At 57.5% G+C, this 23,736-nt stretch carries 27 protein-coding genes; 18 read left to right on the top strand and 9 right to left on the bottom strand.

Annotation, left to right across the window (positions count from 1 at the left end; genetic code table 11):
* The first annotated feature begins 30 nt into the window (after positions 1–30).
* Entirely contained in the window at positions 31–903 is an 873-nt protein-coding gene (locus ABJN86_RS11475) for a hypothetical protein (RefSeq protein ID WP_348367235.1), read from the top strand.
* Between the two features lie 18 nt (positions 904–921).
* Here ABJN86_RS11475 and ABJN86_RS11480 read toward each other — a convergent pair whose 3' ends face one another.
* Positions 922–1,179: a DUF2312 domain-containing protein gene (locus tag ABJN86_RS11480; protein WP_348367237.1), complete on the bottom strand. Its 258-nt coding sequence runs from the start codon at positions 1,177–1,179 to the stop codon at positions 922–924.
* 138 nt (positions 1,180–1,317) lie between these two features.
* Here ABJN86_RS11480 and ABJN86_RS11485 point away from each other — a divergent pair, with 138 nt between their 5' ends.
* Positions 1,318–1,533, top strand: a complete 216-nt coding sequence (locus tag ABJN86_RS11485) for a hypothetical protein (RefSeq protein WP_348367238.1) — start codon at positions 1,318–1,320, stop codon at positions 1,531–1,533.
* A 3-nt stretch (positions 1,534–1,536) separates the two neighbouring features.
* On the opposite strand, the gene ABJN86_RS11490 is transcribed toward ABJN86_RS11485, so the two are convergent.
* Positions 1,537–3,648 carry a 3-hydroxyacyl-CoA dehydrogenase NAD-binding domain-containing protein gene (locus tag ABJN86_RS11490; RefSeq protein ID WP_348367240.1) on the bottom strand — a complete coding sequence of 704 codons (2,112 nt, stop codon included), beginning with the start codon at positions 3,646–3,648 and terminating at the stop codon, positions 1,537–1,539.
* On the bottom strand, positions 3,645–4,691 hold the full coding sequence (locus tag ABJN86_RS11495) for a phosphotransferase family protein (protein ID WP_348367241.1): 1,047 nt from the start codon (positions 4,689–4,691) through the stop codon (positions 3,645–3,647). The genes ABJN86_RS11490 and ABJN86_RS11495 overlap by 4 nt, the downstream gene beginning before the upstream one ends.
* Positions 4,692–4,773: 82 nt before the next feature.
* Here ABJN86_RS11495 and ABJN86_RS11500 point away from each other — a divergent pair, with 82 nt between their 5' ends.
* Genes ABJN86_RS11500 through ABJN86_RS11535 form a run of 8 tightly spaced genes read left to right on the top strand, consistent with a single transcriptional unit; the run spans position 4,774 to position 10,201 of the window.
* Positions 4,774–5,994: an acyl-CoA dehydrogenase family protein gene (locus ABJN86_RS11500; RefSeq protein WP_348367243.1), complete on the top strand. Its 1,221-nt coding sequence runs from the start codon at positions 4,774–4,776 to the stop codon at positions 5,992–5,994.
* Positions 5,995–6,702, top strand: coding sequence for a dienelactone hydrolase family protein (locus ABJN86_RS11505; protein ID WP_348367245.1), 708 nt, complete (start codon positions 5,995–5,997; stop codon positions 6,700–6,702).
* Positions 6,703–6,734: 32 nt separating this feature from the next.
* Positions 6,735–7,145, top strand: coding sequence for a TIGR01244 family sulfur transferase (locus ABJN86_RS11510; protein WP_348367246.1), 411 nt, complete (start codon positions 6,735–6,737; stop codon positions 7,143–7,145).
* A 3-nt stretch (positions 7,146–7,148) separates the two neighbouring features.
* A complete protein-coding gene (locus tag ABJN86_RS11515; RefSeq protein WP_348367248.1) occupies positions 7,149–7,481 on the top strand; it encodes a ScnB-like protein in 333 nt (110 codons plus the stop codon).
* Positions 7,478–7,756, top strand: a complete 279-nt coding sequence (locus tag ABJN86_RS11520; protein WP_348367250.1) for an SH3-like domain-containing protein — start codon at positions 7,478–7,480, stop codon at positions 7,754–7,756. The genes ABJN86_RS11515 and ABJN86_RS11520 overlap by 4 nt, the downstream gene beginning before the upstream one ends.
* Positions 7,746–8,387 carry a nitrile hydratase subunit alpha gene (nthA, locus tag ABJN86_RS11525; protein ID WP_348367252.1) on the top strand — a complete coding sequence of 214 codons (642 nt, stop codon included), beginning with the start codon at positions 7,746–7,748 and terminating at the stop codon, positions 8,385–8,387. Before ABJN86_RS11520 ends, nthA begins: the two co-directional genes overlap by 11 nt.
* On the top strand, positions 8,387–9,250 hold the full coding sequence (locus ABJN86_RS11530; protein WP_348367254.1) for a DMT family transporter: 864 nt from the start codon (positions 8,387–8,389) through the stop codon (positions 9,248–9,250). The genes nthA and ABJN86_RS11530 overlap by 1 nt, the downstream gene beginning before the upstream one ends.
* A 3-nt stretch (positions 9,251–9,253) precedes the next feature.
* The gene (locus tag ABJN86_RS11535; protein ID WP_348367257.1) at positions 9,254–10,201 is read left to right on the top strand and encodes a lysophospholipid acyltransferase family protein; all 948 of its coding nucleotides are present in this window, start codon (positions 9,254–9,256) and stop codon (positions 10,199–10,201) included.
* On the opposite strand, the gene ABJN86_RS11540 is transcribed toward ABJN86_RS11535, so the two are convergent.
* Together ABJN86_RS11540 and acnA are read right to left on the bottom strand one after the other, a co-directional pair.
* Positions 10,153–10,857 carry a DUF1223 domain-containing protein gene (locus tag ABJN86_RS11540; RefSeq protein WP_348367258.1) on the bottom strand — a complete coding sequence of 235 codons (705 nt, stop codon included), beginning with the start codon at positions 10,855–10,857 and terminating at the stop codon, positions 10,153–10,155. The genes ABJN86_RS11535 and ABJN86_RS11540 overlap by 49 nt on opposite strands.
* A gap of 230 nt (positions 10,858–11,087) precedes the next feature.
* The gene (gene acnA / locus ABJN86_RS11545) at positions 11,088–13,775 is read right to left on the bottom strand and encodes an aconitate hydratase AcnA (protein WP_348367260.1); all 2,688 of its coding nucleotides are present in this window, start codon (positions 13,773–13,775) and stop codon (positions 11,088–11,090) included.
* A 166-nt stretch (positions 13,776–13,941) separates the two neighbouring features.
* Here acnA and ccmA point away from each other — a divergent pair, with 166 nt between their 5' ends.
* The 4 genes from ccmA to ccmD all read left to right on the top strand — a co-directional run bounded on the left by ccmA (position 13,942) and on the right by ccmD (position 16,224).
* Positions 13,942–14,571 carry a heme ABC exporter ATP-binding protein CcmA gene (gene ccmA, locus ABJN86_RS11550; protein WP_348367261.1) on the top strand — a complete coding sequence of 210 codons (630 nt, stop codon included), beginning with the start codon at positions 13,942–13,944 and terminating at the stop codon, positions 14,569–14,571.
* Positions 14,568–15,224: a heme exporter protein CcmB gene (ccmB, locus tag ABJN86_RS11555; RefSeq protein ID WP_348367263.1), complete on the top strand. Its 657-nt coding sequence runs from the start codon at positions 14,568–14,570 to the stop codon at positions 15,222–15,224. The genes ccmA and ccmB overlap by 4 nt, the downstream gene beginning before the upstream one ends.
* Before the next feature lie 78 nt (positions 15,225–15,302).
* On the top strand, positions 15,303–16,031 hold the full coding sequence (locus tag ABJN86_RS11560) for a heme ABC transporter permease (RefSeq protein WP_348367265.1): 729 nt from the start codon (positions 15,303–15,305) through the stop codon (positions 16,029–16,031).
* A gap of 31 nt (positions 16,032–16,062) precedes the next feature.
* Entirely contained in the window at positions 16,063–16,224 is a 162-nt protein-coding gene (gene ccmD, locus ABJN86_RS11565; protein ID WP_348367267.1) for a heme exporter protein CcmD, read from the top strand.
* A gap of 7 nt (positions 16,225–16,231) precedes the next feature.
* On the opposite strand, the gene ABJN86_RS11570 is transcribed toward ccmD, so the two are convergent.
* The 3 genes from ABJN86_RS11570 to ABJN86_RS11580 all read right to left on the bottom strand — a co-directional run bounded on the left by ABJN86_RS11570 (position 16,232) and on the right by ABJN86_RS11580 (position 17,490).
* A complete protein-coding gene (locus ABJN86_RS11570) occupies positions 16,232–16,723 on the bottom strand; it encodes a winged helix DNA-binding protein (RefSeq protein ID WP_348367669.1) in 492 nt (163 codons plus the stop codon).
* 99 nt (positions 16,724–16,822) lie between these two features.
* Positions 16,823–17,101 carry a succinate dehydrogenase assembly factor 2 gene (locus ABJN86_RS11575; protein WP_348367269.1) on the bottom strand — a complete coding sequence of 93 codons (279 nt, stop codon included), beginning with the start codon at positions 17,099–17,101 and terminating at the stop codon, positions 16,823–16,825.
* Positions 17,098–17,490, bottom strand: coding sequence for a helix-turn-helix domain-containing protein (locus tag ABJN86_RS11580; protein ID WP_348367271.1), 393 nt, complete (start codon positions 17,488–17,490; stop codon positions 17,098–17,100). Before ABJN86_RS11580 ends, ABJN86_RS11575 begins: the two co-directional genes overlap by 4 nt.
* Before the next feature lie 95 nt (positions 17,491–17,585).
* On the opposite strand from ABJN86_RS11580, the gene ABJN86_RS11585 reads away from it, so the two are divergent.
* From ABJN86_RS11585 to ABJN86_RS11600, 4 genes are all read left to right on the top strand, one after another.
* The gene (locus ABJN86_RS11585; RefSeq protein WP_348367273.1) at positions 17,586–18,788 is read left to right on the top strand and encodes a pyridoxal phosphate-dependent aminotransferase; all 1,203 of its coding nucleotides are present in this window, start codon (positions 17,586–17,588) and stop codon (positions 18,786–18,788) included.
* Between the two features lie 319 nt (positions 18,789–19,107).
* Positions 19,108–20,514 carry a sulfotransferase gene (locus ABJN86_RS11590; protein ID WP_348367274.1) on the top strand — a complete coding sequence of 469 codons (1,407 nt, stop codon included), beginning with the start codon at positions 19,108–19,110 and terminating at the stop codon, positions 20,512–20,514.
* A gap of 117 nt (positions 20,515–20,631) precedes the next feature.
* Positions 20,632–21,039, top strand: a complete 408-nt coding sequence (locus ABJN86_RS11595; RefSeq protein WP_348367276.1) for a hypothetical protein — start codon at positions 20,632–20,634, stop codon at positions 21,037–21,039.
* Positions 21,036–21,974, top strand: a complete 939-nt coding sequence (locus ABJN86_RS11600) for a hypothetical protein (RefSeq protein WP_348367278.1) — start codon at positions 21,036–21,038, stop codon at positions 21,972–21,974. Before ABJN86_RS11595 ends, ABJN86_RS11600 begins: the two co-directional genes overlap by 4 nt.
* On the opposite strand, the gene ABJN86_RS11605 is transcribed toward ABJN86_RS11600, so the two are convergent.
* Entirely contained in the window at positions 21,971–23,326 is a 1,356-nt protein-coding gene (locus ABJN86_RS11605; RefSeq protein WP_348367279.1) for an MATE family efflux transporter, read from the bottom strand. The two genes, ABJN86_RS11600 and ABJN86_RS11605, sit on opposite strands and share 4 nt — an antisense overlap.
* Between the last annotated feature and the right edge of the window lie 410 nt (positions 23,327–23,736).

A 23,736-nucleotide genomic window follows, 5' to 3' on the forward strand; every position in this document is an offset into this window, starting at 1 on the left:
ATTCTTATATTGACGTAAGGCCCTGCACGCATGGAAATCGTTCTACACGTTGGTGCTCATAGCACGGATGAAGATAACCTTCTGAAATGCCTATACAAAAACAAAGATGCGTTGGAAGCCCAAGGAATTCTCATTCCAGAACCATCCCGCTATCGCCCCGCCATCCGTGAGACTTTGCAATCGCTGTCTGGCGATCAAGCACCGGTCGAGACACAAGAAGCGTTGCTCGATAGCATCATCGACCATGATCACGCCGAACGGGTTGTATTGGGGCACGAGAGTTTCTTCTGTGTGCCCGGTCGCAGCATCCACAATTCGGAACTCTATCCAGGTGCCAGCTTCAAGGCCGCCAGATTACGCAACCTGTTCTCAAAGCAAGACGTTCGCTTTTGTATCGGGGTGCGCAACCCTGCGACCTTCATTCCTGCCATCTTTGAGCGTGCAAAGGAGCCGAACTTCGAGACCTTCCTTGATGGGGCAGATCCAATGGTCCTGCGCTGGTCCGAATTGGTTAACCGCATCAAGACAATGGTTCCCGACGCCCCCATTACGGTCTGGAGCAATGAAGACACCCCTCTCCTTTGGCCTCACATCCTGCAAGCCATGGCGCGCACCGATGACGGGTTCCAATTTGAGGGGGTAAACGACTTTCTGGGCGTCATCATGGGGCAAGGCGGCCTAAACCGCTTAAACTCCTACCTAAAAACGCACCCGCCGCAGTCGGAAAGCCAACGTCAACGCATCACGGCGGCCTTCCTTGACAAGTTTGCCTCGGAGGCGATGGAGCAAGAGATCGACCTGCCCGGCTGGACCGATGCCTACGTCGACCAACTGACCGAGCTATATGATCGGGATTTGGACCTGCTGGAGAAGATGCCCGGCATCACGTTCCTGACGCCGTAAGCACCTCGCCTCGGCAAATCACATGCCAAGCGCTTCTTTGTAGAGTTCCAACACCGCTTCTTCCTCGGAAATATCCTGAGGGTCGCGCTTGCGCAACGCCATAACCTTGCGAAGCACCTTGGTGTCATAGCCACGGCCTTTGGCCTCGGACATGACCTCTTTGGCAGCCTCAGCGATGTCTTTCTTTTCCTGATCAAGGCGCTCTAGGCGCTCTACGAATTGGCGCAGCTCATCTGCGGTAACACGGTAGCTGCTATCGACATCGTTGTCAGACATGGGGGCGGTTCCTTAGCGCTTGGATGGATCAGAACCCACGGGATACTAAGCCAAGCCCCCGCCTTCAAGGTCGAAACGGTTGCGACAGGCGACTGACTGAGCTACGCACCGCCTGATAACCCCGAAGGAGCCTGCATCATGTCCAACCTTATCCCCCTAGGCGCCGTCATCACCTTGATGGGGCTGGCCGGTTTAATGTGGTGCATCATCAAGGTGGCGCGCGCCCGCAAACAAGGTCTCAACGACGAGGAGCTGCGCGCAGTGATGCAAACCACCGTTGGATTAAATCTAGGCGCATTGTTCCTATCAGCCATCGGGTTGATGATGGTCGTGTTGGGTATAATCCTCGGCTAAGGCTTAGGCCTTATTGAGGTCCGCGAACCTTTGGCGTTCTTGTGCCAACATCGTCAATACCGGCGCGGCACCCCAAATATTCGCGTCCTCATGGGCTAGAACTGACATGCGAGACGCAATGATTGACGGAGTCGTGGCATCGGCATCCATCATCGGGCCGCCTCGGCCACGCGGGTAGCCAAAGCCATGGATCATCACGGTATCGATATCGCTTGGACGGGCCGCGACGCCCTCCCCTAACAAGCGCGCACCAGCGTTCACGATAGCCAGCAAAATTCGATCCCGGATATCACGATCCGAGAACTTACGTGGGGTGATCCCCTTTTGCGCGCGGTATTCCGCAATCATCTTCAGCACATCGCCATTGGGCACCCCATGACGGTGCCCATCGGTGTAGATGTAGTAACCTCGGTTGGTCTTTTGCCCAAGCCACCCTTGAGCGACCATGTTGTCCGCAATTTCAACATACCGAGAATTGCCATCGCGCGGCGTAGATTGACGGCGCGCATAGGCAATATCTAGGCCGGACATATCCGCGACCTGATATGGCCCAAGCTGGAACCCGAAGGCCCGCATTGCGCCATCGATTTGTGGCGGCGTAGCGCCATCTTCCAGCATGATGTCTGCCGCTTGGCGGTAGGCCGTCAAAATGGCGTTTCCAATGTAGCCAGCCCCGAACCCGCCCGACACGCGCGCGCGAACCGCAACTTTTCCCAAGGCTTTCACAAAACCCAACCCGGTCACTACGGATTGCGCGCTTGCCGCGTCATGCACCCCTACCTCGACCAGTTTGTTAACCTGTGCTGGTGCGAAAAAATGCAGCCCAATGGTGTCAGATGGTCGGCCTGTGGAGCCCGCCAAAGCATCCAAATCCAAGTAAGATGTGTTCGTCGCGATCACCGCGCCCGCCTTAGCCACGGCCCCTATTTCCGCCAACATACTTGCCTTCAGGTCAAAATCTTCGGCCACGGCCTCAATGATCAGGTCGGCTTCATTCAAGGTATCAAGTTTGTTGGTCAACTGCAGATGGGTCAAAGCGGCGGCACCCTGTGCCTCCGACAAACGTCCTTTGGCAATGGAGCGCTCGTAGAACTCCCCAATCCGCTCTAGTGCTTCATTCACACCACTTTCGCCCTGCTCGACCAGCGTCACCGCAAACCCGCTTTGCAGCGCGGCGATAGCGATCCCCGATCCCATCAGCCCGCCGCCAACAATCGCAACGCGGTCCACTTGGGCCGGCTTGACCTCCGCCGCCTCCGGAAATTTAGCTGCGGCCCGCTCGGCAAAGAATGCGTGACGCAATCCAGCGCTTTCGCGCGAGGCAAGGCAGTCCTCAAACGCCGCGCGTTCAAGATCCAGCCCGCCGTCAATCGGCAGCAATAACGCCGCCTCAACGCAGTCCACAATCTTCAAAGGGGCCAAGGCGTTCGCCCCCAACTCCAGCTTAATTTTCTCGCGTCGCGCATTGACACTGGCCATATATGTCGCGCCGTCCACCAGATTGCTCCGGTTGAGCGAGGTCGGGCGCGCTGCATTCAAGGCACGCGCGTAGGTCACAGCTTCCCCTCGCAGATCCTCTTCGCAAATCTGGTCAACAAGACCGATTTCCAACGCGATAGGCGCGCTAATCTGGTTACCGGACAGCATTATATCCAACGCCAACTCAGGCCCGATCAAACGCGGCAAGCGCTGCGTCCCCCCCGCACCAGGAAGAATTCCCAAATGTATTTCAGGAAGCCCCATCCGCGTGTTTTGCGTGGCGATACGGTAGTGCGACGCCATCGCCAGCTCCAAGCCGCCACCCAACGTGGTGCCATGGATCGCCGCTATAACGGGCTTCGAGGCGTTCTCAACCAAGGAACACAGCTGACCCAGCGAAGGCTCTTGTGGCTCCATGTCGAATTCACGGATGTCCGCGCCCGCGGGGAAGGTGCGCCCGTTGGCGGCAATGATGATTGCATCCGTCTTCTCATGAGCCACAGCCGCGTTCAGCGCAGCAGCAATCCCACGGCGCACAGCCGCGCCCAGCGCGTTCACCGGAGGGTTTTCAATCACGATGAGCGCTATGTTGCCTTGGCGCTCAAGCCTGACGGGATGTTTTTGGGCCTGTTTCATAAGGCTTTTTCGCTTGGATCATTGGCTATGTCCACAGCCTGTTTGATCAATACCGGAATGGCAGCCGCGTATTTTTGCGCCGTTTCAGGGTTTGAAGCGTTCCCGCCTTGCGCCCGCGCAACCACCCCTTGCAGAATTGCAGCCAGCCGGAAGGTACTGAATACGAGGTAGAACGCCCAGTTTTTCGGTGTATCTATACCCCGCGCGGCACAGTAGCGGGCCACATAGTCTTGCTCACTCGGCAGCCCCAGCGCCGCACGATCCAAGCCGCCCAGCCCTCGCATGCCTCCATCATGGGGCAACCGCCATTGCATACACTGATAGGCCAAATCCGCCAAAGGATGCCCCAAGGTCGACAACTCCCAATCCAGCAGGGCCACAACCTCAGGCGTGTCAGCAGCGAACATCATGTTGTCGAGACGGTAGTCTCCATGCACCAAGGCCACCTGCCCATCATCCTGCGGCAAATGAAGTCCCAGCCAATCCATTACCCCTGTCATCGCGCGATCAGGCGCATCAACTGAAGCCATATATTGCCGTGACCAAAGGTCTATCTGTCTGGCGAAGTAATCGCCTGGCTTGCCAAACTCAGCCAAGCCAGCCGCGGACACATCAACGCTATGCAGTGCTGCCAAAGTGTCTGCCATGGCCTCGTAGATTGCACCACGCTCCTCACCTTCCAATTCGGGCAAACTAGGGTCCCAGAAAATGCGACCCTCCATATGCTCCATAATGAAGAATGCTCGCCCTAGCGGCGATATCTCGTCTCGCGACAAATGCAGCATCTTGGGCACCGCTACGGATGTATCCGCCAGCCCTGACATCACCGCAAACTCCCGTTCCACCAGATGCGCGGACTTTAGCAACACTCCCGGCGGCTTGGCCCGCAGCACAAAGCAGCCCCTCTCGGTGGTCATCTTATAGGTGGGGTTGGATTGGCCGGTTCCAAACTTATCAAGACGTGTGATAGCCCCCAGCTCCGGCGCATGCGTCGCGAGGTAAGGGTTCAAACTGGCAATCATTAAATCCGAGGTACCGCCCATATCCCGACATTACCCCGCTTTGCGTAATTGACAAGCACCGCTGGGGACGTGACCCTCCCACAACCACAAAGGGAGGAACATCATGGACCTAGGGATCAGCCCCCGCTTGCAGCCCATTCGCGAGATCGTTGCCGCGATGGTGCGCGACGAGATTGCACCTTTGGACGCCGAGTATTTTGCCGAAGTTGAGGTGGGCGATCGTTGGGAATTCACCCCCCGCCAACGCGACATCGTTGAGGGGCTTAAATCCCAAGCAAAGGCCGCAGGCCTGTGGAACCTCTGGTCCTCGGTCACCGGACACGCTCTGTCCACCGTCGAATACGCCTATCTGGCCGAGGAAATGGGCAAGGCCCATCTGGCACCCGAAACCTTCAACTGTAACGCGCCTGACACTGGCAACATGGAGGTGTTCGAGAAATACGGCACCGACGCCATGAAACAGCAATGGCTCGCCCCCCTGCTCGCGGGCGAAATCCGTTCCGCTTATCTTATGACGGAACCTGATGTGGCCTCATCCGATGCCACGAACATCGCGCTAACCTGCGTGCGCGACGGCGACGACTACGTGCTGAACGGTGAAAAATGGTGGGCAACCGGTGCGGGCGATCCGCGCTGTGCGGTCTACATCGTCATGGTGCGCACGCCCACGGACGGCCCCAAGCACCAGCAGCATTCGATGATCGTTCTGCCCTCAGACACGAAAGGCATCGAGAAGCTACGCGCAATGCAGGTCTACGGCGATGACGAGGCCCCGCATGGCCATATGCACATCCGCTTCACAGATGTCCGTGTCCCCGCTGAAAATCTGCTCCTTGGGGAAGGACGTGGCTTTGAGATATCCCAAGGCCGCCTTGGGCCTGGCCGCATCCATCACTGTATGCGGGCCATCGGCATGGCCGAAAAAGCGCTGGAGCTGATGACCCGCCGCTCCCTTGCCCGCGAGGCGTTTGGCAAACCGCTGGCGCAACTGGGCGGCAACTTCGACTACATCGCCAACGCGCGGATGCAGATTGAACAGGCCCGCCTGCTTTGTCTCAAGGCCGCGTGGATGATGGATCAAGGCGACGCACGCGCCGCCGCACCGTGGATCAGTCAGGTCAAGGTCGAGGCCCCGCGCATCGCCCTTGAGATCACCGACCAAGCGGTGCAAATGTTCGGCGCGCAAGGCATTTCCCAAGACACGCCGCTCGCCCGCCAATGGGCACATCTTCGCACGCTACGGCTGGCCGACGGCCCCGACGCCGTGCACCGCCGCCAAGTGGCCCGCGCAGAGCTGCGCAAATACACGCAGGAGAAAATCTAGATGACCGAAATTCGCTACACCGCCGGAGACACGGAATGCATCGGCTACCTCGCCCAGCCCAAAGGTGACGGCCCGCATCCAGTGGTCATGGTCGCCCCCGCTTTTGCCGGCTTAGGTGACTTTGTGAAAGAGAAAGCAGATTGGCTGGCAACCTTGGGGTACATCGGCTTCGCGGTGGATTACTACGGCAACGGTCGCCTCGCCAGTGACATGGATGAAGCCAGCGCCATGATGCAAGCGCTCAATAATGACCGCCCCAGCCTACGCGCCCGCATGCTCGCAGCACTTGTGACGGCGCGAGCATTGCCGAACGCCGACCCTACCCGCATCGCGGCCATCGGCTTTTGTATGGGCGGGAAGGCCGTTTTGGATTTGGCGCGCTCTGGCGCCACACTTTCCGGTGTCATTGGCTTTCACGGCGTGTTCGACGCCCCACCCGAAGGCAGCGAGACAATGAACACCTCCGTTCTGCTCCTGCATGGCTGGGACGACCCGCTTGCCACACCGCAACAGGCCGTAGATTTGGCGGCGGAGCTGACCGCGCATTGTGACGACTGGCAGATGCTGGCCTTTGGTAACACAGGCCACTCCTTCACCAACCCAGCAGCCCAAGACCACGCGACACATATGGCATACGACCAACGCGCCAATGACCGCGCCTTCGCCGCCATGCTGGCTTTCCTCAAGGAACGCTTCGCACAAAGCTAGACGCATCCCCCTTCTCGCAGTAATTGGTAGTCATGGACATTCGCACACTCTCCCCCGACTTCGCCGTAACGCCTCAAATTCATGCCGCTGACATGGACGCCATCTTGGCCGAGGGCTTCACCCACATTCTATGCAACCGCCCCGAAGGCGAAAGCATGCCCGGCGACAAGCCGCAAGACATTGAGGCCGCCGCAAAGGCTGCGGGATTGGGCTTCTCAAACAACCCCGTCGTGATGGGGCAGCTCAACATGGACAATGTCACCGGTCAAAAAGTCGAGGGTAAGGTCTTGGCCTATTGCGCGTCGGGCACACGTTCGGCCATAGTTTGGGCTCTATCAGTCGCGGGCACCCAGCCCACCAAGGAAATTCTGGCGGCATTGGACGCCGCAGGCTTCCCGATGCCGCAGCTGGGACCGCAAGTCGACGCACTCGCAAAAGGATAACCCATGGACGATCCAGAACACCGTTGGCACGATATGGGCGGCGACGCCGCTGGCCCCGTCCCTATGGACGGGCACGACTTCGCAATCTGGGAAAAACGCGTTGATGCGCTGGTTATCCTTGGTCAACAACGCGGGCATTTTACCGTCGACGGGTTACGCCGCGCCCTAGAGGACATGGGCGAGGCCGCATTCAACGAAATGACCTACTATGAGCGTTGGATCGCGTCCCTGAACCAAAATCTGGTCGAGGCAGGCGTCTACTCGCTCGAAGAGCTTGGCGCGAAGATGGAAGAGATCAAAGCCCGCGGCGACACCTACGGCGCGGTGCAATCATGAGCCTTGCGGTAGGGGCAACCGTGCGCATCAAATCCATGGCCCCCTTGGGCCATATCCGCACGCCGCATTACCTGCGCGGCAAAACCGGTGTCGTGGAGCGGGTGCTTGGCCCCTTCAACAACCCCGAACAGCTTGCCTATATGGTCCCCGCCTCCCCCCGCACGCTGTACCGTGTGCGCTTTGAGATGGGTCACATATGGCCCGACGCCGAGGCCCCGCAAGACACGTTGGACGCAGAAATTTACGAGCATTGGATCGACCAAGATGCCCCATGATCATCACGACCACGACCACCTTTCCCCTTCGGGCCACCCGTACCGCAAGGATAACGATCAGGCTCTAAGCTATTGGCAAACAATGGAAGTCGCGATCCGTGAGCTGATGATCGAGAAAGGCGAGCTGACGCCCGCCCAAATCCAAACGCAGATCGACGCGATGGACGCGCGGTCCCCTGCGAACGGTGCGGCGGTGGTGGCACGTGCTTGGACCGACCCCGAATTCAAGACCCGCCTGATGGCCAACGGCTCCGACGCCGCGCGTGAAATGGGCTTCGACATCGGCCCTATGCATTTGGTCGCCGTCGAGAACACGCAAGACACGCATAACATGATCGTCTGCACCCTGTGCTCGTGCTATCCGCGCAACCTGCTGGGCCTGCCGCCCGATTGGTACAAAACCCGCGAATACCGCTCCCGCGCGGTGCGCGAACCTCGTGCGGTCTTGCGCGAATTCGGCGTGGACTTGCCCGAGGACACAACCCTGCGTGTCCACGACAGCACCGCCGACATGCGCTACATCGTGATCCCTGCCCGTCCCGCAAACACCGACGCCCTCACCCCCGACGAATTGGCGGCCTTGGTCACGCGCGACAGCATGATTGGCACCGGTCTGGCAAAGGCACCTTAGTGGCCGAAAACAACATCGCTCGCGGTATCGCGTTGATGGTCGCGGCCACGCTGATGTTTACTCTCATGGACGTCTTCGCCAAGGCCCTCTCCACGCGCGTCGATACCGTGCAGACGTTATGGGCCCGCTACCTTGTGCAGATGATCGCCGTTACGCTCATCGTCTCCCCGCGCCTGCGCCGCGTTGTCCATACGCGGCATCTTGGGTTGCAGATCTTTCGTGCGATTGTTTTGCTGGCCACGACAGGCTTTTTTTTCTTTGGCTTCAAGAAGATGTCCCTGATTGAGACGACGGCGCTGATGCAGATCAGCCCGATCTTTATCATGGTGGGCGCGGCTGTCTTCCTTGGCGAAAGGTTTGGGGTTCGACGCGCCCTCGCGGCTGTCGTCGCATTAATCGGCGCGATGATCATCCTGCGTCCGGGAACAGAGGCCTTCACCCCCTACGCGCTGCTAACTCTTTGCGGCACCATTTGCTATTCGACCTACGCATTGGCCACCCGCTACGTGGGCCGTGACGAGGACGTCTGGACCTCTTTGTTCTATACTGGATCGGTCGCGGCCTTGGTCTTATGCGTGATGGTGCCCTTCTTTTGGCAGCCTTTAGAGATGTCAGATGTGCCCCACCTTCTGGGCGTAGGCTTATTTGGCACCATGGGGCAGCTGCTTCTCATTCGGGCCCTCTCCATGGCGCCCGCCTCGGTGCTTGCGCCTTTCACGTATGTTGCGCTGATATTCTCCAGCATTTGGGGCATTGTATTCTTCAGCAATTTCCCCGACGGCCCTGTCTACATTGGGGCGCTTGTTATCGTCGGGGCGGGGCTTTATGTCTGGCACCGAGAAACTCGGATAAAAATTAGCTAGCACATGGCACTCGGTAACACAGCAAAAGGGCGTCGCGGATTTGGCGAGTTCGCCTCCTACATTGCCATTCGCGGCATCATTGGGCTGGCTTTGGCCGTACCTTACAAGTGGCGCGTGCCATTGGCGGGTTGGATCGTCTCAAGGGTCGTGGCCCCTTTGGCCGGATACTCCAAGCGTGTGCGCGAAAACCTTGCCTATGTCCGCCCTGACCTCTCTCAATCCGAAGTAGACCGCTTAGCGCGCGCAGTTCCAGACAACGCGGGGCGAACCTTGATTGAAATCTATTCTGGCAAGGATTTCACGGACCGCTTCAAACACGCCCCCCTCACAGGGGACGGCGTCGAGGCATTGCGCCAAGCCCACGCAGAGGGCCGCCCGGTGGTCTTGGTCACCGGTCATTTTGGGAACTACGACGCCCCACGCGCAGCGCTAATCGCTGCGGGCTTTAACGTCGGAGCTCTCTACCGCGAAATGAACAACGGGTACTTCAACCCCCATTATGTCGCCGCGATAAGCCAAGTTGGCACGCCAGTCTTCCCACGCGGGCGACAGGGCTTGGTCCGTTTGATCAAGTTCCTGCGTGCAGGCGGCATGGCTGGGTTCTTGATGGACCAGTACATGTGGGACGGCGAGGATTTAACCTTCTTCGGCAAGCCCGCCCCAACAGCGCTTTCCGCAGCGGAATTGGCGTTGAAATACAACGCCCTCGTCGTGCCCATCTACGGTATTCGCCAAGCCAACGGGCTGGACTTCAAGGTGATCTGTGAGGCCCCGATCGAGCACACAAACCCGATCGAGATGACACAAGCCCTCAACGACTCGTTAGAGGCGCTCGTTCGTGAAAATATGGATCAGTGGTTTTGGATTCACCGCCGCTGGAAACCCGAGCAGGCGGCGATGCGTCACTCCACCCGTGCGGCGGCCAAGATGGCGCCAAAAGGCCCATCCTGAATGAGAACCACTGCAGGATAATCGCCCGGGGCATCCGCTTTGACCTTCAGGTCGGCATCGCCATTCCATGTGCCAATCGGCGTCACGCTCTCAACCACATTGTGATAGGTAATCGTTCTGCCGGCATTCTCACCACGGCGAATATCCACCTTTTGCTCCGCTATGTACCGAATAACTTGGACCTGCATCTTGCTAGGAACGTCACCCGTTCTGTGTGCTGCGATTGAAAGCTTGCCCGACGCATCGCGCTTAACCTTCAGCGATACGCTGTCGGCCTTGCTCTTGTGGACATCAATTTTGCTGGCCAGCTCCATACCCTTTGTGCCGATAATATGATCTTGCCCAGCAACGACCATTTGAGGGGTATAGATCATAGTGCTTTGCGCCTGTCGGGCATACCCACGTTGGCGCGTCGTGTTCTCAGGGCTTGCGAACTCATCGACCCAGCCCAAATAATCCCAGTAATCCACGTGCATGCTCAGCGCGATAATGTCGTTGCGCTTGGCAATTTCACCCAACAACTCATCTGCGGGAGGGCAAGATGAACACCCCTGCGAGGTAAACAGTTCTACAACAACCGGACCACCTGCGACGGCAGGAGCGGCTGTAGCCATAGACAGGGCGGTGATGGCGGCGGCGGTTAAGGATTTGATCATGCTATACTCGGAATTCGTGCTGCGTTGATACCTCTCTAGGCTGTCAGCTTGCCGTATGCCAATCAAGCCTTTGCGAGCAGCCGTCATAAACAAGCTGACATTCCATGCAAAAATGGCTCGTCCCGCCACGCTCCTGCCCTGACCTAAAACGGAAAAACAGGGTGAAACCTTATAAAAAAGACCCGCCGTGTATGTGTCACAGCGGGTCACATTTACGATGTGGTGCGAGTTTACGACGCGGCCAAGTCACGCAAAACGTAATGCAAGACACCGCCGTGCTCGATGTATTCCTTCTCGATTGCCGTATCGATACGGCATTTCAAAGAGACATTCTTAACTGTGCCATCGGCCATCGTGATCGAGCACGGCACTTGTGACAGTGGCTGCAAGTCACCCTCCAGCCCCGTGATACTCACGGTCTCATCCCCCGTCAGACCCAGCGTTTTACGGCTGTCGCCATTCGTGAACTCAAACGGGATCACGCCCATGCCCACAAGGTTGGAGCGGTGAATGCGCTCAAAGCTCTCCGCAATCACGGCCTTCACGCCCAGAAGTGCGGTGCCTTTCGCCGCCCAATCTCGCGAAGATCCAGCGCCGTATTGCTCGCCCCCGAAAATCACCAACGGCGTGCCTTGCTCTTGGTGCGCCATGGCCGCGTCGAAGATCGAGGCCTGTTCGCCGTCCGGCCCTTTGGTGTAGCCGCCCTCAACCCCGTCCAGCATCTCGTTCTTGATACGGATGTTCGCAAAGGTGCCGCGCATCATGATCTCGTGGTTACCACGACGCGACCCGTAGGAATTGAATTCGCGCGGGGCAACTTGGCGATCGATCAGGTACTTGCCCGCAGGGCTGCTTTGCGCAAACGCCCCCGCAGGAGAGATGTGGTCGGTGGTGATCATGTTGCCCAGAACGGCCAAGACCTTGGCCCCCTCAACGTTAGAGATCACACCCGGCTCCGCCCCCATCCCCTGGAAATACGGCGGGTTTTGCACATAGGTAGAGGACGCAGGCCAATCGTATGTCAGGCTGTCCGTGGTCTCCACGCCGCGCCATTTCTCGTCGCCTTTAAACACATCCGCGTATTTCTCTTGGAAGGACGCACGTGTGACCGTCCGCTCCACCATTTCCGCGATTTCTTGCGTCGAGGGCCAGATATCCTTCAGGTAGACGTCATTGCCGTCCTGATCCTGCCCGATCGCGTCCGTGGCCAAGTTAATGTCCAACGTACCGGCCAGCGCATAAGCCACAACCAAGGGGGGTGACGCCAAATAGTTGGCACGCACATCAGGGCTGATCCGCCCCTCAAAATTGCGGTTCCCCGACAGCACAGATGTCGCCACCAAATCGCCCTCAGCAATCGCTTCTGACAACTCCTTTTGGATAGGGCCGGAGTTGCCGATGCAGGTCGTGCAGCCGTACCCCACAAGGTTGAAGCCAATCGCGTCCAGATCGTCTTGCAGCTCGGCCGCTTCCAGATAAGCCGTCACCACCTGTGACCCCGGTGCCAACGACGTCTTCACCCAAGGCTTTCGGTTCAAGCCCAAGGCTCGCGCTTTACGCGCAACAATGCCCGCGCCGATCATCACATAGGGGTTAGATGTGTTGGTGCACGACGTGATCGACGCGATCACAACCTTGCCGGATTCCAGCGTGTAATCCTCGCCCGCGACGGCGACTTCCTTGCCCATCGGGCGCTTGAATGTCTCCTCCATCTCGCGGCGGAAGGCATTTTGTCCTTCGGTCAACGCCACATAGTCTTGCGGGCGCTTTGGGCCAGAGATCGCAGGCACGATGGTGCCCATATCAAGGCTCAGCGTGTCCGTATAAATCGGCGCATAATCCGCATCACGCCAGAAGCCGTTCTCCTTGGCGTAGGCCTCAACCAGCGCAACTGTTTCTTCCTCGCGGCCCGTGTTGTTCAGGTAGCGTAAGGTCTCATTGTCAATCGGGAAGAAGCCGCAGGTCGCCCCATATTCCGGCGCCATATTCGCGATGGTCGCGCGATCCGCCAGCGGCAGCGTGTCTAGGCCCGCGCCGTAGAACTCTACGAATTTGCCCACAACGCCCTTGGCCCGCAGCATTTCCACGACTTTCAACACAAGGTCAGTGCCCGTCGTGCCCTCCAACATCGCGCCCGTCAGCTCAAAGCCGATCACTTCGGGGATCAACATGGAAATCGGCTGGCCCAGCATCGCAGCCTCCGCCTCGATGCCACCCACGCCCCAGCCCAAAACAGCCGCGCCGTTCACCATCGTGGTGTGGCTATCGGTGCCAACCAATGTGTCAGGATAGGCCACCATTTCGCCGGATTGATCCGTGTCTGACCAAACCGTCTTGGCCAAATACTCAAGGTTCACTTGGTGACAGATGCCCGTGCCCGGCGGCACCACGCGGAAGTTATTGAACGCGGATTGCCCCCATTTCAGGAAGGTATAGCGCTCTAAATTACGTTCATATTCGCGGTCCACATTCATCTGGAAGGCCCGCGGGTTGCCAAACTCATCGATCATCACCGAGTGGTCGATCACCAAATCAACGGGGTTCAGCGGGTTAATCTTTTCGGGGTCGCCGCCAAGGTTTTTCAACCCATCGCGCATCGCGGCCAAGTCAACCACCGCAGGAACACCCGTGAAGTCCTGCAGCAAGATGCGCGCAGGCCGGTAGGCAATCTCCTTGGGATTTTTGCCACCATTCTTGGCCCACTCAGCGAAGGCTTTGATGTCCTCAACATGTACGGTTTTCCCATCCTCAAAACGCAGCATGTTTTCAAGCACCACCTTCAGAGCTGCAGGCAGTTTGGAGAAGTCACCCAAACCGGCCTCTTGCGCCGCTTTGATCGAGTAATAGGCAAATGATTTACCACCCGCACTCAAAGTGCGGCGGGTTTTGGCTGTGTCATGTCCGACGACGATTGGCATTGCTTTGGCTCCCTAATTCGTTTGAAAACTGATGTCTGTGTAGGTGATTATCCGAATGTTACTGCGAAACTTGGATCAAACCTATGCTCATAACGGTAATTTCATAATGGTTCGCGCGCCTATTTACCTGTTTTCGCCGCCCAAGTGATGCGCTACTCGTAAATCCATGAATTTTGGCGTGGAAAATTTGACCTGCCGTCGCGGCGAGGTAACGGTGCTTGCAGGCGTAAACTTTGACGTCGCCGCTGGGGAGGCATTGATCCTTCGCGCCCCAAACGGTGCGGGCAAAACCACCCTGTTGCGATGCCTTGCAGGCCTCACTCCGCCGGTTGCCGGACGCTTGAAATTTTCAACCGAGGACGTCGCCTATGCCGCACATGCCGATGGCTTAAAAGCGCAACTCAGCGTTGAGGAAAACCTGCAGTTTTGGGCTGACATCTTCGGCACCAAAACCATCTCTCCTGCTGTAGAAACCTTTGAGCTCCAAGACCTTCTATCGCGCCGTGCACAAGACTTGTCCGCGGGGCAAAAGCGCCGCCTCTCTTTGTCGCGCCTTATGCTAACGGGCCGCGCAATCTGGGCGTTGGATGAGCCTACCGTGTCTTTGGACGCCGATAATGTCGCACGCTTCGCCGCAGCCGTAACGCAACATTTGCGGCAAGGCGGATCCGCGATCTTGGCCACGCACATCGATCTGGGCTTACCCACCGCACGCACGCTCGACATCTCGCCATTTCGTGCGATCTTACAGGACACCCCGTCCGACGATCCCTTTCTGGACGAGGCATTGTCATGATTGCCCTCCTGCGTCGCGATTTAATCCTAGCCATCCGCGCCGGTGGCGGCTTTGGTTTAGGCTTGGCCTTCTTCTTGATCCTCGTTGTATTGGTGCCCTTCGGCGTCGGCCCTAACTCCGAAATATTGTCACGCATCGCACCGGGCATCCTTTGGGTCGGCGCATTGTTGTCCTGCCTGCTGTCACTAGATCGCATTTTCCAACTCGATTATGAGGATGGAACGCTAGACCTGCTGGCAACCGCCCCACTCCCCCTAGAGGCTGCGGCCTCCCTCAAAGCCTTGTCCCACTGGCTGACCACGGGCTTACCACTCACACTTGCCGCGCCCTTTCTTGGGGTGCTGCTAAGCATGCCAACTGAGGCTACTATTTGGCTCGTGACGTCCCTCGCACTCGGCACGCCCGCCCTATCGATGCTGGGCACCTTCGGCGCAGCGCTGACCGTAGGGTTGAAACGCGGTGGCTTACTGGTGTCTTTGCTGGTGTTGCCCCTCTACATGCCAACCTTGATTTTCGGGGCCGAGGCCGTGCGGCGCGGCGCGGAAGGCTTGCCCACATCTTCTGCTCTTTTGTTCCTCGCAGCTATCACCGCAGGTTGCGCAGCACTGCTTCCTTTTGCGTCGGCGGCGGCGCTGCGAATGAACCTGCGTTAGCGTAAGCCCACATAGACGTGACGTATGGCCCGAGGTTAATGCATTGCCCCATCCCTAGGCATACAATAACAGTAGCTTATGTCACTCTGGGAATACGCAAATCCGACCCGCTTCATGCAGACCTCTGGCAAGCTACTGCCGGTGGTGACTGTGTTATCTTTGGCATGCCTGATCGTGGGGTTGATCTGGGGGTTTTTCTTTACTCCTGACGATTTCCGCCAAGGCTCCACCGTCAAAATCATCTATCTGCATGTGCCCAGCGCGCTTATGGCGATCAATACTTGGTTAATGATGCTCGTGACCTCTCTGATTTGGCTAATCCGGCGCCATCACGTCTCTGCACTTGCTGCAAAAGCTGCGGCGCCCGTTGGTATCGCCATGACGGTGATCGCCCTTGTGACAGGTGCCATTTGGGGGCAACCAATGTGGGGGACCTATTGGGCTTGGGATCCGCGTTTGACGTCTTTCTTAATCCTTTTCCTGTTCTATCTTGGCTATATGGCCCTTTGGGCGGCGATCGAGAACCCAGATACCGCCGCCGATCTGACCTCTGTGTTGTGCCTCGTGGGCTCCGTCTTTGCCCTGTTATCACGCTATGCTGTGAATTTCTGGAACCAAGGACTGCACCAAGGCGCGTCGCTCTCCTTGGATAAGGAAGAGCATGTCGCGGATGTGTTCTACTTCCCGCTGCTCGTCTCCATTGCCGGGTTTGTATTGCTTTTCCTTGCGCTTGTTTTGCTGCGCACCCGAACTGAAATCCGCAACCGGCGCGCGGGCGCACTTATCTCGCGCGAGCGTCTGGGCTAAGTTCTACACCGTAATCGTATAGGGAATTGTCATGCCTGATCTTGGAAAATACGCCGACACCGTCTTGTCTGCCTACGCGATCTCCATTGCCGTCCTCATTGGGTTGGTTGCCCTGTCGATCTGGCAGTCCAGACGTGCGCAAGCCCGCCTCGCCGAGATCGAGGCACGCAGCAATGCGGCGAAATCCACCTGACGCCACGCTAGTAGATGTACCTAATTTGATCGGACCAATATCGCTCCATCCGGTGTAGAGAGTGATTGATCGTGTCTATGCCATCATGGCCAAGGATACCCTTCTCCTCCAGACCTATAGCGTGATTTTCGAACAATTCGGTGACATGATTGCGAACCTCGCGCCCACGCTCGGTCAATCGGACCCTCACGGACCGGCGGTCAATTTCGCAGCGCTGATGGTGCATATACCCCATCTCAACGAGCTTCTTAAGGTTGTAGGACACATTCGAGCCTTGGTAATAGCCACGCGATTTCAGCTCACCGGCTGTGACCTCATTCTCGCCAATGTTAAACAGCAATAGCGCCTGAACCGAGTTGATGTCCAAAATTCCTAGGCGCTCAAACTCATCCTTGATCACATCCAGCAACAACCGGTGTAGCCGTTCCACCAACGCGAGGCTTTCCAGGTAGCCTGCCATAAATACACGCGCCTTTGGGCTGGCGACTGGTTTGTGCATGCTCATTATAATTCTCCAACTGCAAATACTCGCATGTCGGAAATAGACGGAGAATCACCAATAAACGGTTAAATGAGCCGAAGTTTCGTCAAAGCTGTCCTAAAATATCTTCGATTCCTTGACTGCCTTCGCGATCAACCCCGCAAATTTTTCAGGGGCCGCGGAATGACCGGACGCCCATTGGTACATGTCATGGTCGTTCTCGCTCAGCATCTCGTCGTACAGCGACAGATCATCATCAGACAGCGCATCCAGCCCGTGTATCGCGAAGCCGCCCAAGATCAGGTCCATCTCCTTGATCCCGCGCCGCATCGAGCGCAACTTCAGGCGTCGCAGCTTAATCTCGCGTGCCTCGCCCGCAGGCCCTACTTCGTTCATTCCGGAGTCCTTAAGATTTTACCCAACTGCTTTTCCAACCGGCCAAGGTGGTCCGACAGGCGGCTAAACTCGGCTTTGGTGCGGCGCAACTCCATCAAGATGCTTTTCACGTCGCCTGACAGTTCCTGCTCGCCTTCAGGCGCGCTCATTTCGTCGCCCTCGCCGGTCAGCAACCAACGCATGGAGACATTCAACATTCCCGACAGCATCGACAGCTTGTTGGCCCGCGGCTCGTCCACGTCATCTTCCCAACCACGGATGGTCTTCAGCTTCACGCCCAGCTTTTTGGCCAGCTCTTCTTGATTCAATCCCTGAGCATCCCGCGCAGCTGCGACCCGATCCCCGAAAGTGGCATTGTCGTTGCTAAAGTAGGTGTCTTCGTCGTCCATCGTGAACTCCTGGCCTTTGGGGCATTATCGCTTGAATGCGTCGGTTGCTATCCGTAAGACCCTCATGTCCATTATTCAACCTGACGAGGCGTCACATGTCTTTCCTCTCCGACACTCTTTCCCGCGTAAAACCGTCCCCGACTATCGCGGTCACCCAAAAAGCTGCGGAACTGAAGCGCGCAGGCAAGGACGTCATCGGCCTTGGCGCAGGTGAGCCGGACTTTGACACGCCGCAAAACATCAAAGACGCGGCCGTGGCCGCTATCGCTGCAGGTAAGACCAAATACACTGCTCCAGACGGCATCCCAGAGCTGAAGGAAGCCATCTGCGCCAAGATGAAACGCGACAACGGGTTGGAGTACACCCCGTCCCAAGTGTCCGTTGGCACCGGCGGCAAGCAGATCTTGTACAACGCGCTAATGGCCACGATGAACGAGGGCGACGAGGTCGTGATCCCTGCCCCCTATTGGGTCTCCTACCCTGACATGGTGCTGCTGGCTGGCGGCACACCCGTTGTGGCCGAGGCATCGATCCAAACCAACTTCAAACTGACCGCAGACCAGCTTGAGGCTGCCATTACGCCGAAAACAAAATGGTTTATCTTCAACTCGCCGTCCAACCCGACAGGCGCGGGCTACACACGCCAAGAGCTCAAAGAGCTAACGGACGTGTTGATGCGTCACCCCCATGTTTGGGTGATGACGGACGACATGTATGAGCACCTCGCCTACGATGGCTTTGAGTTCTGCACCCCCGCGGAGGTTGAGCCCGCTTTGTACGAGCGCACTTTGACCTGCAACGGGGTCTCCAAGGCCTATGCGATGACAGGCTGGCGGATTGGGTATGCCGCAGGTCCGGAAAAACTGATCGCGGCTATGCGCAAGATCCAGTCGCAATCCACGTCGAACCCTTGCACCATCTCGCAATGGGCCGCCGTGGAGGCGCTGAATGGGCCCCAAGACTTCCTTACGCCGAACAACGAGACGTTTGTGCGCCGCCGGAACTTGGTCGTCGAGATGTTGAACGCCGCCGAGGGCATCGCCTGCCCAACACCCGAAGGCGCGTTCTACGTCTACCCCTCCATTGCGGGGTGCATCGGCAAGACCACGCCAGCGGGCACCAAGATCGACAGTGACGAAACCTTCGCCACCGCTTTGTTGGAAGAGCACGGCGTCGCCGTGGTGTTTGGCGCGGCCTTCGGTCTGTCTCCGAACTTCCGCGTCAGCTACGCGACGTCGGATGAGAACCTCAAAGAGGCCTGCACGCGCATCCAAACATTCTGTGCAGCACTCAGCTAATACACTGATCGGTGGGCGATTTTTCGCCTACCGATCACTCACAAAAACTTGATATCCTCGCGAAATCTCTTGTTTTAAACGGGATCAGTCACCCTAGCGCTATCTAAGCAAGATTTCTGCAGAAATAGCGCGTGACAATGCCCTCCCCTTAGGTCAAATATGAACTGAACTGCTCAGTGTAGTTTCACGTCAACATTTCTGCGGTCATTTTCGGCCACGGACCAACTTCCACAATTAAATAGATCGTAACTTCAATTGGTTACGCAACAATCCTGTGCGGTCATTCGCAGGGTTACCTCAGGCATTTGGATACGACCCAATGGGACAATTCGATAGAAACGTTCAAGAAGCCCGCAAGCAAGCTGCCGCCGGAAACCTGACCGGAGCGCTGCAATCGACCTCATTCGCTCTGCTTGAAAAGCCTCGCGACGGAAATCTCAAGCTGTTCCGCGCCCGACTTCTTCACGCGCTTGGCCGTCACCGCGAGGCTTTGGCCGATTTGTCTGGGCTGTCGGCAACAGGACCAAGCCCCCAACTGGCGTCCTTTCGCGCCGAAGTTGCTGAAAACGCGGGGGACCTAAAGACTGCGATCACCGCGCTGACCCATGCCCTTCCAGCGACCAAGACCCCCTCTCCCCTTCTTGCGAAGCGCGCGGTGCTCTACCAATCCTTGGGTCAATTCGCCAAAGCCAAAGACGATCTAATCGAAGCAATCAGGCTGACACCTGCCGACGGAGAACTCTTCCGCCTTCTCAGCGCCATGCACCGGTTCCAAGCATCCGATCCTTTGTTGGCAAGAATGGAAAAAACCCGACCTAAGTTGAAGAAGAACTCCCTGTCTGGCGCACATATGGATTTCGCGCTGTCAAAGGCGTTTGATGATCTGGGTGACACTGACAAGTCGTTCAAGCTGCTTTTGCAGGCCAACGCGGCGATGCGTTTGGCCTTCCCTTACGACGCCAATGCCCGCCAAACCCAACTGGATCACTATAAGGTCGCCTTGGCCAACCTCCCCGATGCACCTAGCGCGAGCGATGCTGCCCCGATTTTTGTAACCGGCTTGCCCCGTTCCGGCACCACATTGGTGGAGCAAATCCTGTCCGCCCACCCAGATGTCGCAGGCGGCGGCGAGATGGCGCTTTTCGGCGGCTTGATGCGCAAATCATTAGGCGACCCAGCGTCATCCGCGCCCCTCAAGGCGACGCCCGAGGCCTTATCAAAGCTCGGCCATGCCTACGCCAAGGCCGCCTCTGCGCGGCACCCCAAGGCTAAACGCATAACGGATAAATCCATCCAAACTGCCTCCTACATTGGCGCAGTCACAGCCGCCCTCCCCAACGCGCGGATCATCGTGGTGCGCCGCAACCCCAACGGCAACGCGCTGTCCTTGTTGCGTCAGGTCTTCCTGCCCGGAAAACAAAGCTTCAGCTACAACCTCGATGACATTCGCAGCTACCAACAAGGCTTTGATGACATGGTGTCCTTCTGGCAAGAGAGCCTCCCCGACAAGGTTCATGTGGTTCAATTCGAGGATCTTGTCAGCACGCCCGAGCAGACCACGCGCAGCCTGCTCGACATGGCAGCTTTGGAATGGAACGACGCCTGTTTGCGTCCCCAAGACAATGACCGCGCGGTGCAAACGCTCAGCGCGGTGGCCGTCAGGCAGCCCATCACCCCCCATTCCTCGCAAAAATGGCAGGCCTACGCGGAACATCTGGGCGCTTGAGCGCGGACAACCCTTACTATCCGCACCGCGCGCTAGGGTGAAAAACAATATTCCGAACCTCGTAATATTGTGGTAGCGTCGACGGATATACGAATAATAACGGGTCAATCCGAGTAAATGTCAGCAGAGCTTCCAGAGTTTTACTTCCGCGTGCGTGAAAACGGGGCCACCGTGTTTCGGGTCGACACCGAGAACAGGCAACGTCGCATAGAGATGTCCGAAATTGCGATGGCAAACATCCGCAACGGTCAAATTAAGCCACATGGCGATCATGAGCTTAGTCAGGAAGAACTTGAAATTATCCAAGATTGGATGGAAGAGCGCATGTCCGTCATCGCGACCCGCGATATTGATGACATCTACCGCGCGATTGACTACCTCAACCTCACCACCCATTGGGCACAAACCCGCGCGGAGGAAGACCAGCTAGACGAGGTCACCGACGCGCTATTGCTGGCCATGCACGATCTGCGTTCGGTGCTGGTGCGCAAGAAGGCGGATCGCTTGATGAAAGGCCAAGGGTGATCTGGCCACTCCGGCGCAAATCCCCAAGTCCTGAAGCCCCGCTTTGGTCATTTCTCGATGCATGCGGCATCCCCTTTCGTGCGCCCATCAAAGATTGGGTGGACCAGATGCATCTGACCCATTCGGGTTGGAGCGACGGGTTGGACTACTGCATCCCCCCCACGCAAACACCCCTGATCGACGGGCTGGATTTCCCGATACGTGCGCAAGTCAGCGAATACACGGATTATGACGCGCCGCCCGACTATCTGTGGGGCGCACTCCAAGGGGTCAATGATCTCCGCCTCAATTACGCAAAAGGCATCGCGCAATTGTCCGCGCTGTTTGGCAAAGGCATCGAGACCAGCAGCACCAACACAATATCGCGCGAATGGCGCTTTGGCTTGGCGCGGGTCACTTGCTCCGTCTCGCCACCAGATAAGCAACGACTAGGCTCGAATACACGCCACCAAATGTTCCCTGAAACTGAACAAGAGGCCTTAGTCGCCATCCATCCGGCTTGGCGCACTCCTTTGGGCAAATCTGAGCACTCAGCATGTGCCACAGCCATTCAGGTTTGGAGCACGCCAAATCCCACCGACACCCCCCTGCTCACAGCAAGAAGCAGGGATTGGCCAATTGCGGTAACGACATTGCAACAAGGGCTGGCACTCTCTTCGAATGATGCCTTGCTCCAAGTTAAACCGGCTGGGGTGGTGGACATCTATCCATGCGACGCGATCACTGGCTTAAAGCTGGAACGCATCACAGCGGGGCGCGGAGGCGCTGGCAGTTATCTGACGGTTGAGACAACAAGCAAAACCCGTGAAGGACCGCGCAAACGTAGCCAGGAAATTGCATCAAGCCTGTCCACGGCAGGTTTGGACGAGATTTCCGAGAACCTAGCGCAACGCCTTGATGCCCCCCTCACAACATGGGCTGGAATCAACGCCTAAGCTGGCCTCTCGCGCAAAGCCCCCAGCACCTGAACATACCGCCACCACAAGGCCGCAGCCGCAAACAATAACCCCACCACAAGGCCGATCCAGACGCCCACGCCGCCAAGGCCAAATGTAATGCCCAGCACATAGCTGGCCGGAATGCCCAAGCCCCAGTAACTAATCGCCGCCGCATACATCGGCCAACGGGTGTCTTGCATCCCGCGCAGCAGGCCGAGGGCCATCACCTGCCCCGCGTCCACCAGTTGGAACAGTGCTGCCACCGCCAATAGGCTGGCTCCAATGGCTAGGATCGCTCCGCGATCAGGGTCATCGGCCCCCAAGAAGCCCGTCATCAACAGCTCTGGCACGCTTAAAAACGCAATCGTCGTCATGACCACTGCCCCCAAGGACAAAGCAACCGCAGCACGCGCCCCCATCGCCAAGCCATCCCAATCACGTCGCCCTAGCGCACGACCGGCGCGCACGGTGGCCGCTTGGCTAAGCCCCACATGAACCATAAAGGTCGCGGCAGTGATCTGTAGCGCAATCCCATGCGCCGCTAAGGGCAATTTCCCGATCAGCCCGATGATCAACGCCGAGGCAGAAAACATCCCGCTCTCGGCAAGGTTGGTCAGCCCGATAGGCCATCCCAGCTTAAACACCTCCCGAAAGGCTTCAGGATCGGGGCGCCAGATGTTCTGGAAAAGCACATGGTCACGGGTGGCGTCGGAACGCACCACATATGCCCCCAAGGCCAAAAGCGTCATGATCTGAGCAAGAACGGACGCAAGTGCTGCCCCTTTCACTCCCAACTCCGGCGCTCCAAACTCGCCGAAAATCAGAACGTAATTCAGGCCGGAGTTCACCACCAAGGCCAAGACCGTGACCCATAGAACGATGGCCGTGCGCTCCAACGCAGCCAAATAGCTTTTGACCACCATCACCAGCAAGGCGGGGAACATCCCGAAGCCCGCAATTCTTAGGTAATCTTGTGCCAAACTTGCCAGTTCCGGATCTTGTCCAAAGGCCAGAAGCACAGGCTCGGACCAAATCATAAGCGGCAAGAACACCAAGGCATATAACGCAGACAACCACAGCCCCATACGGGTCACACGGCGGATGCGGGTGCTATCATCGGACGCGGCCGCTTCGGCCACCATCGGCATCACCGCGAATGAGAACCCCGCCCCCATGATAAAGATGACAAAAAAGAACGATGTCGCCAAGACGCTCGCCGCCAAGGCCGTCACGTCATAGCGTCCCAGCATAATGGTATCGACCACATGCACCGAAAACTGCGCAAGATGCGATCCAACCAACGGCAGGCCAAGAACCAAAACCGCGCGAAGATGCTGAGTGAAAGTCATGCCCCAGCCATAGGAGCATGGCCGCGTGGAAGCAAACCAAATCCCCACCAACAAGCACGCCTCAACATCGTCAAGATTGGGTCATTTTGCAGCTTCATTCCAGCAATAGCTTACCCTGGGTAAAGTAAAATTCTCGAAAAATTTTCGGGGTTTCAAAGGATAATTCAATCTGCCGGTGATATTATGAGTGGTTCGAAACCTAAGTTGGCTCAGGGTCCATTCACCCTTTTCCTTCAAGACACTTCAGGTGCAATCGTCGTCGACTGGGTCATCCTAACGGCCGCTATTGTTGGCATCAGCATCTCTGTCGCTGCTGCGGTGTCGTCAGGCCTTGATGCCAATGCCGCGAAGTCTGCTAGATGTCTAAAAATCGTTGGGAACCAAACGACCCGCGTTAGCGAGCAAAGAAG

The sequence above is a fragment of the Litoreibacter sp. genome (assembly GCF_039974535.1).
Lineage (GTDB): Bacteria > Pseudomonadota > Alphaproteobacteria > Rhodobacterales > Rhodobacteraceae > Litoreibacter.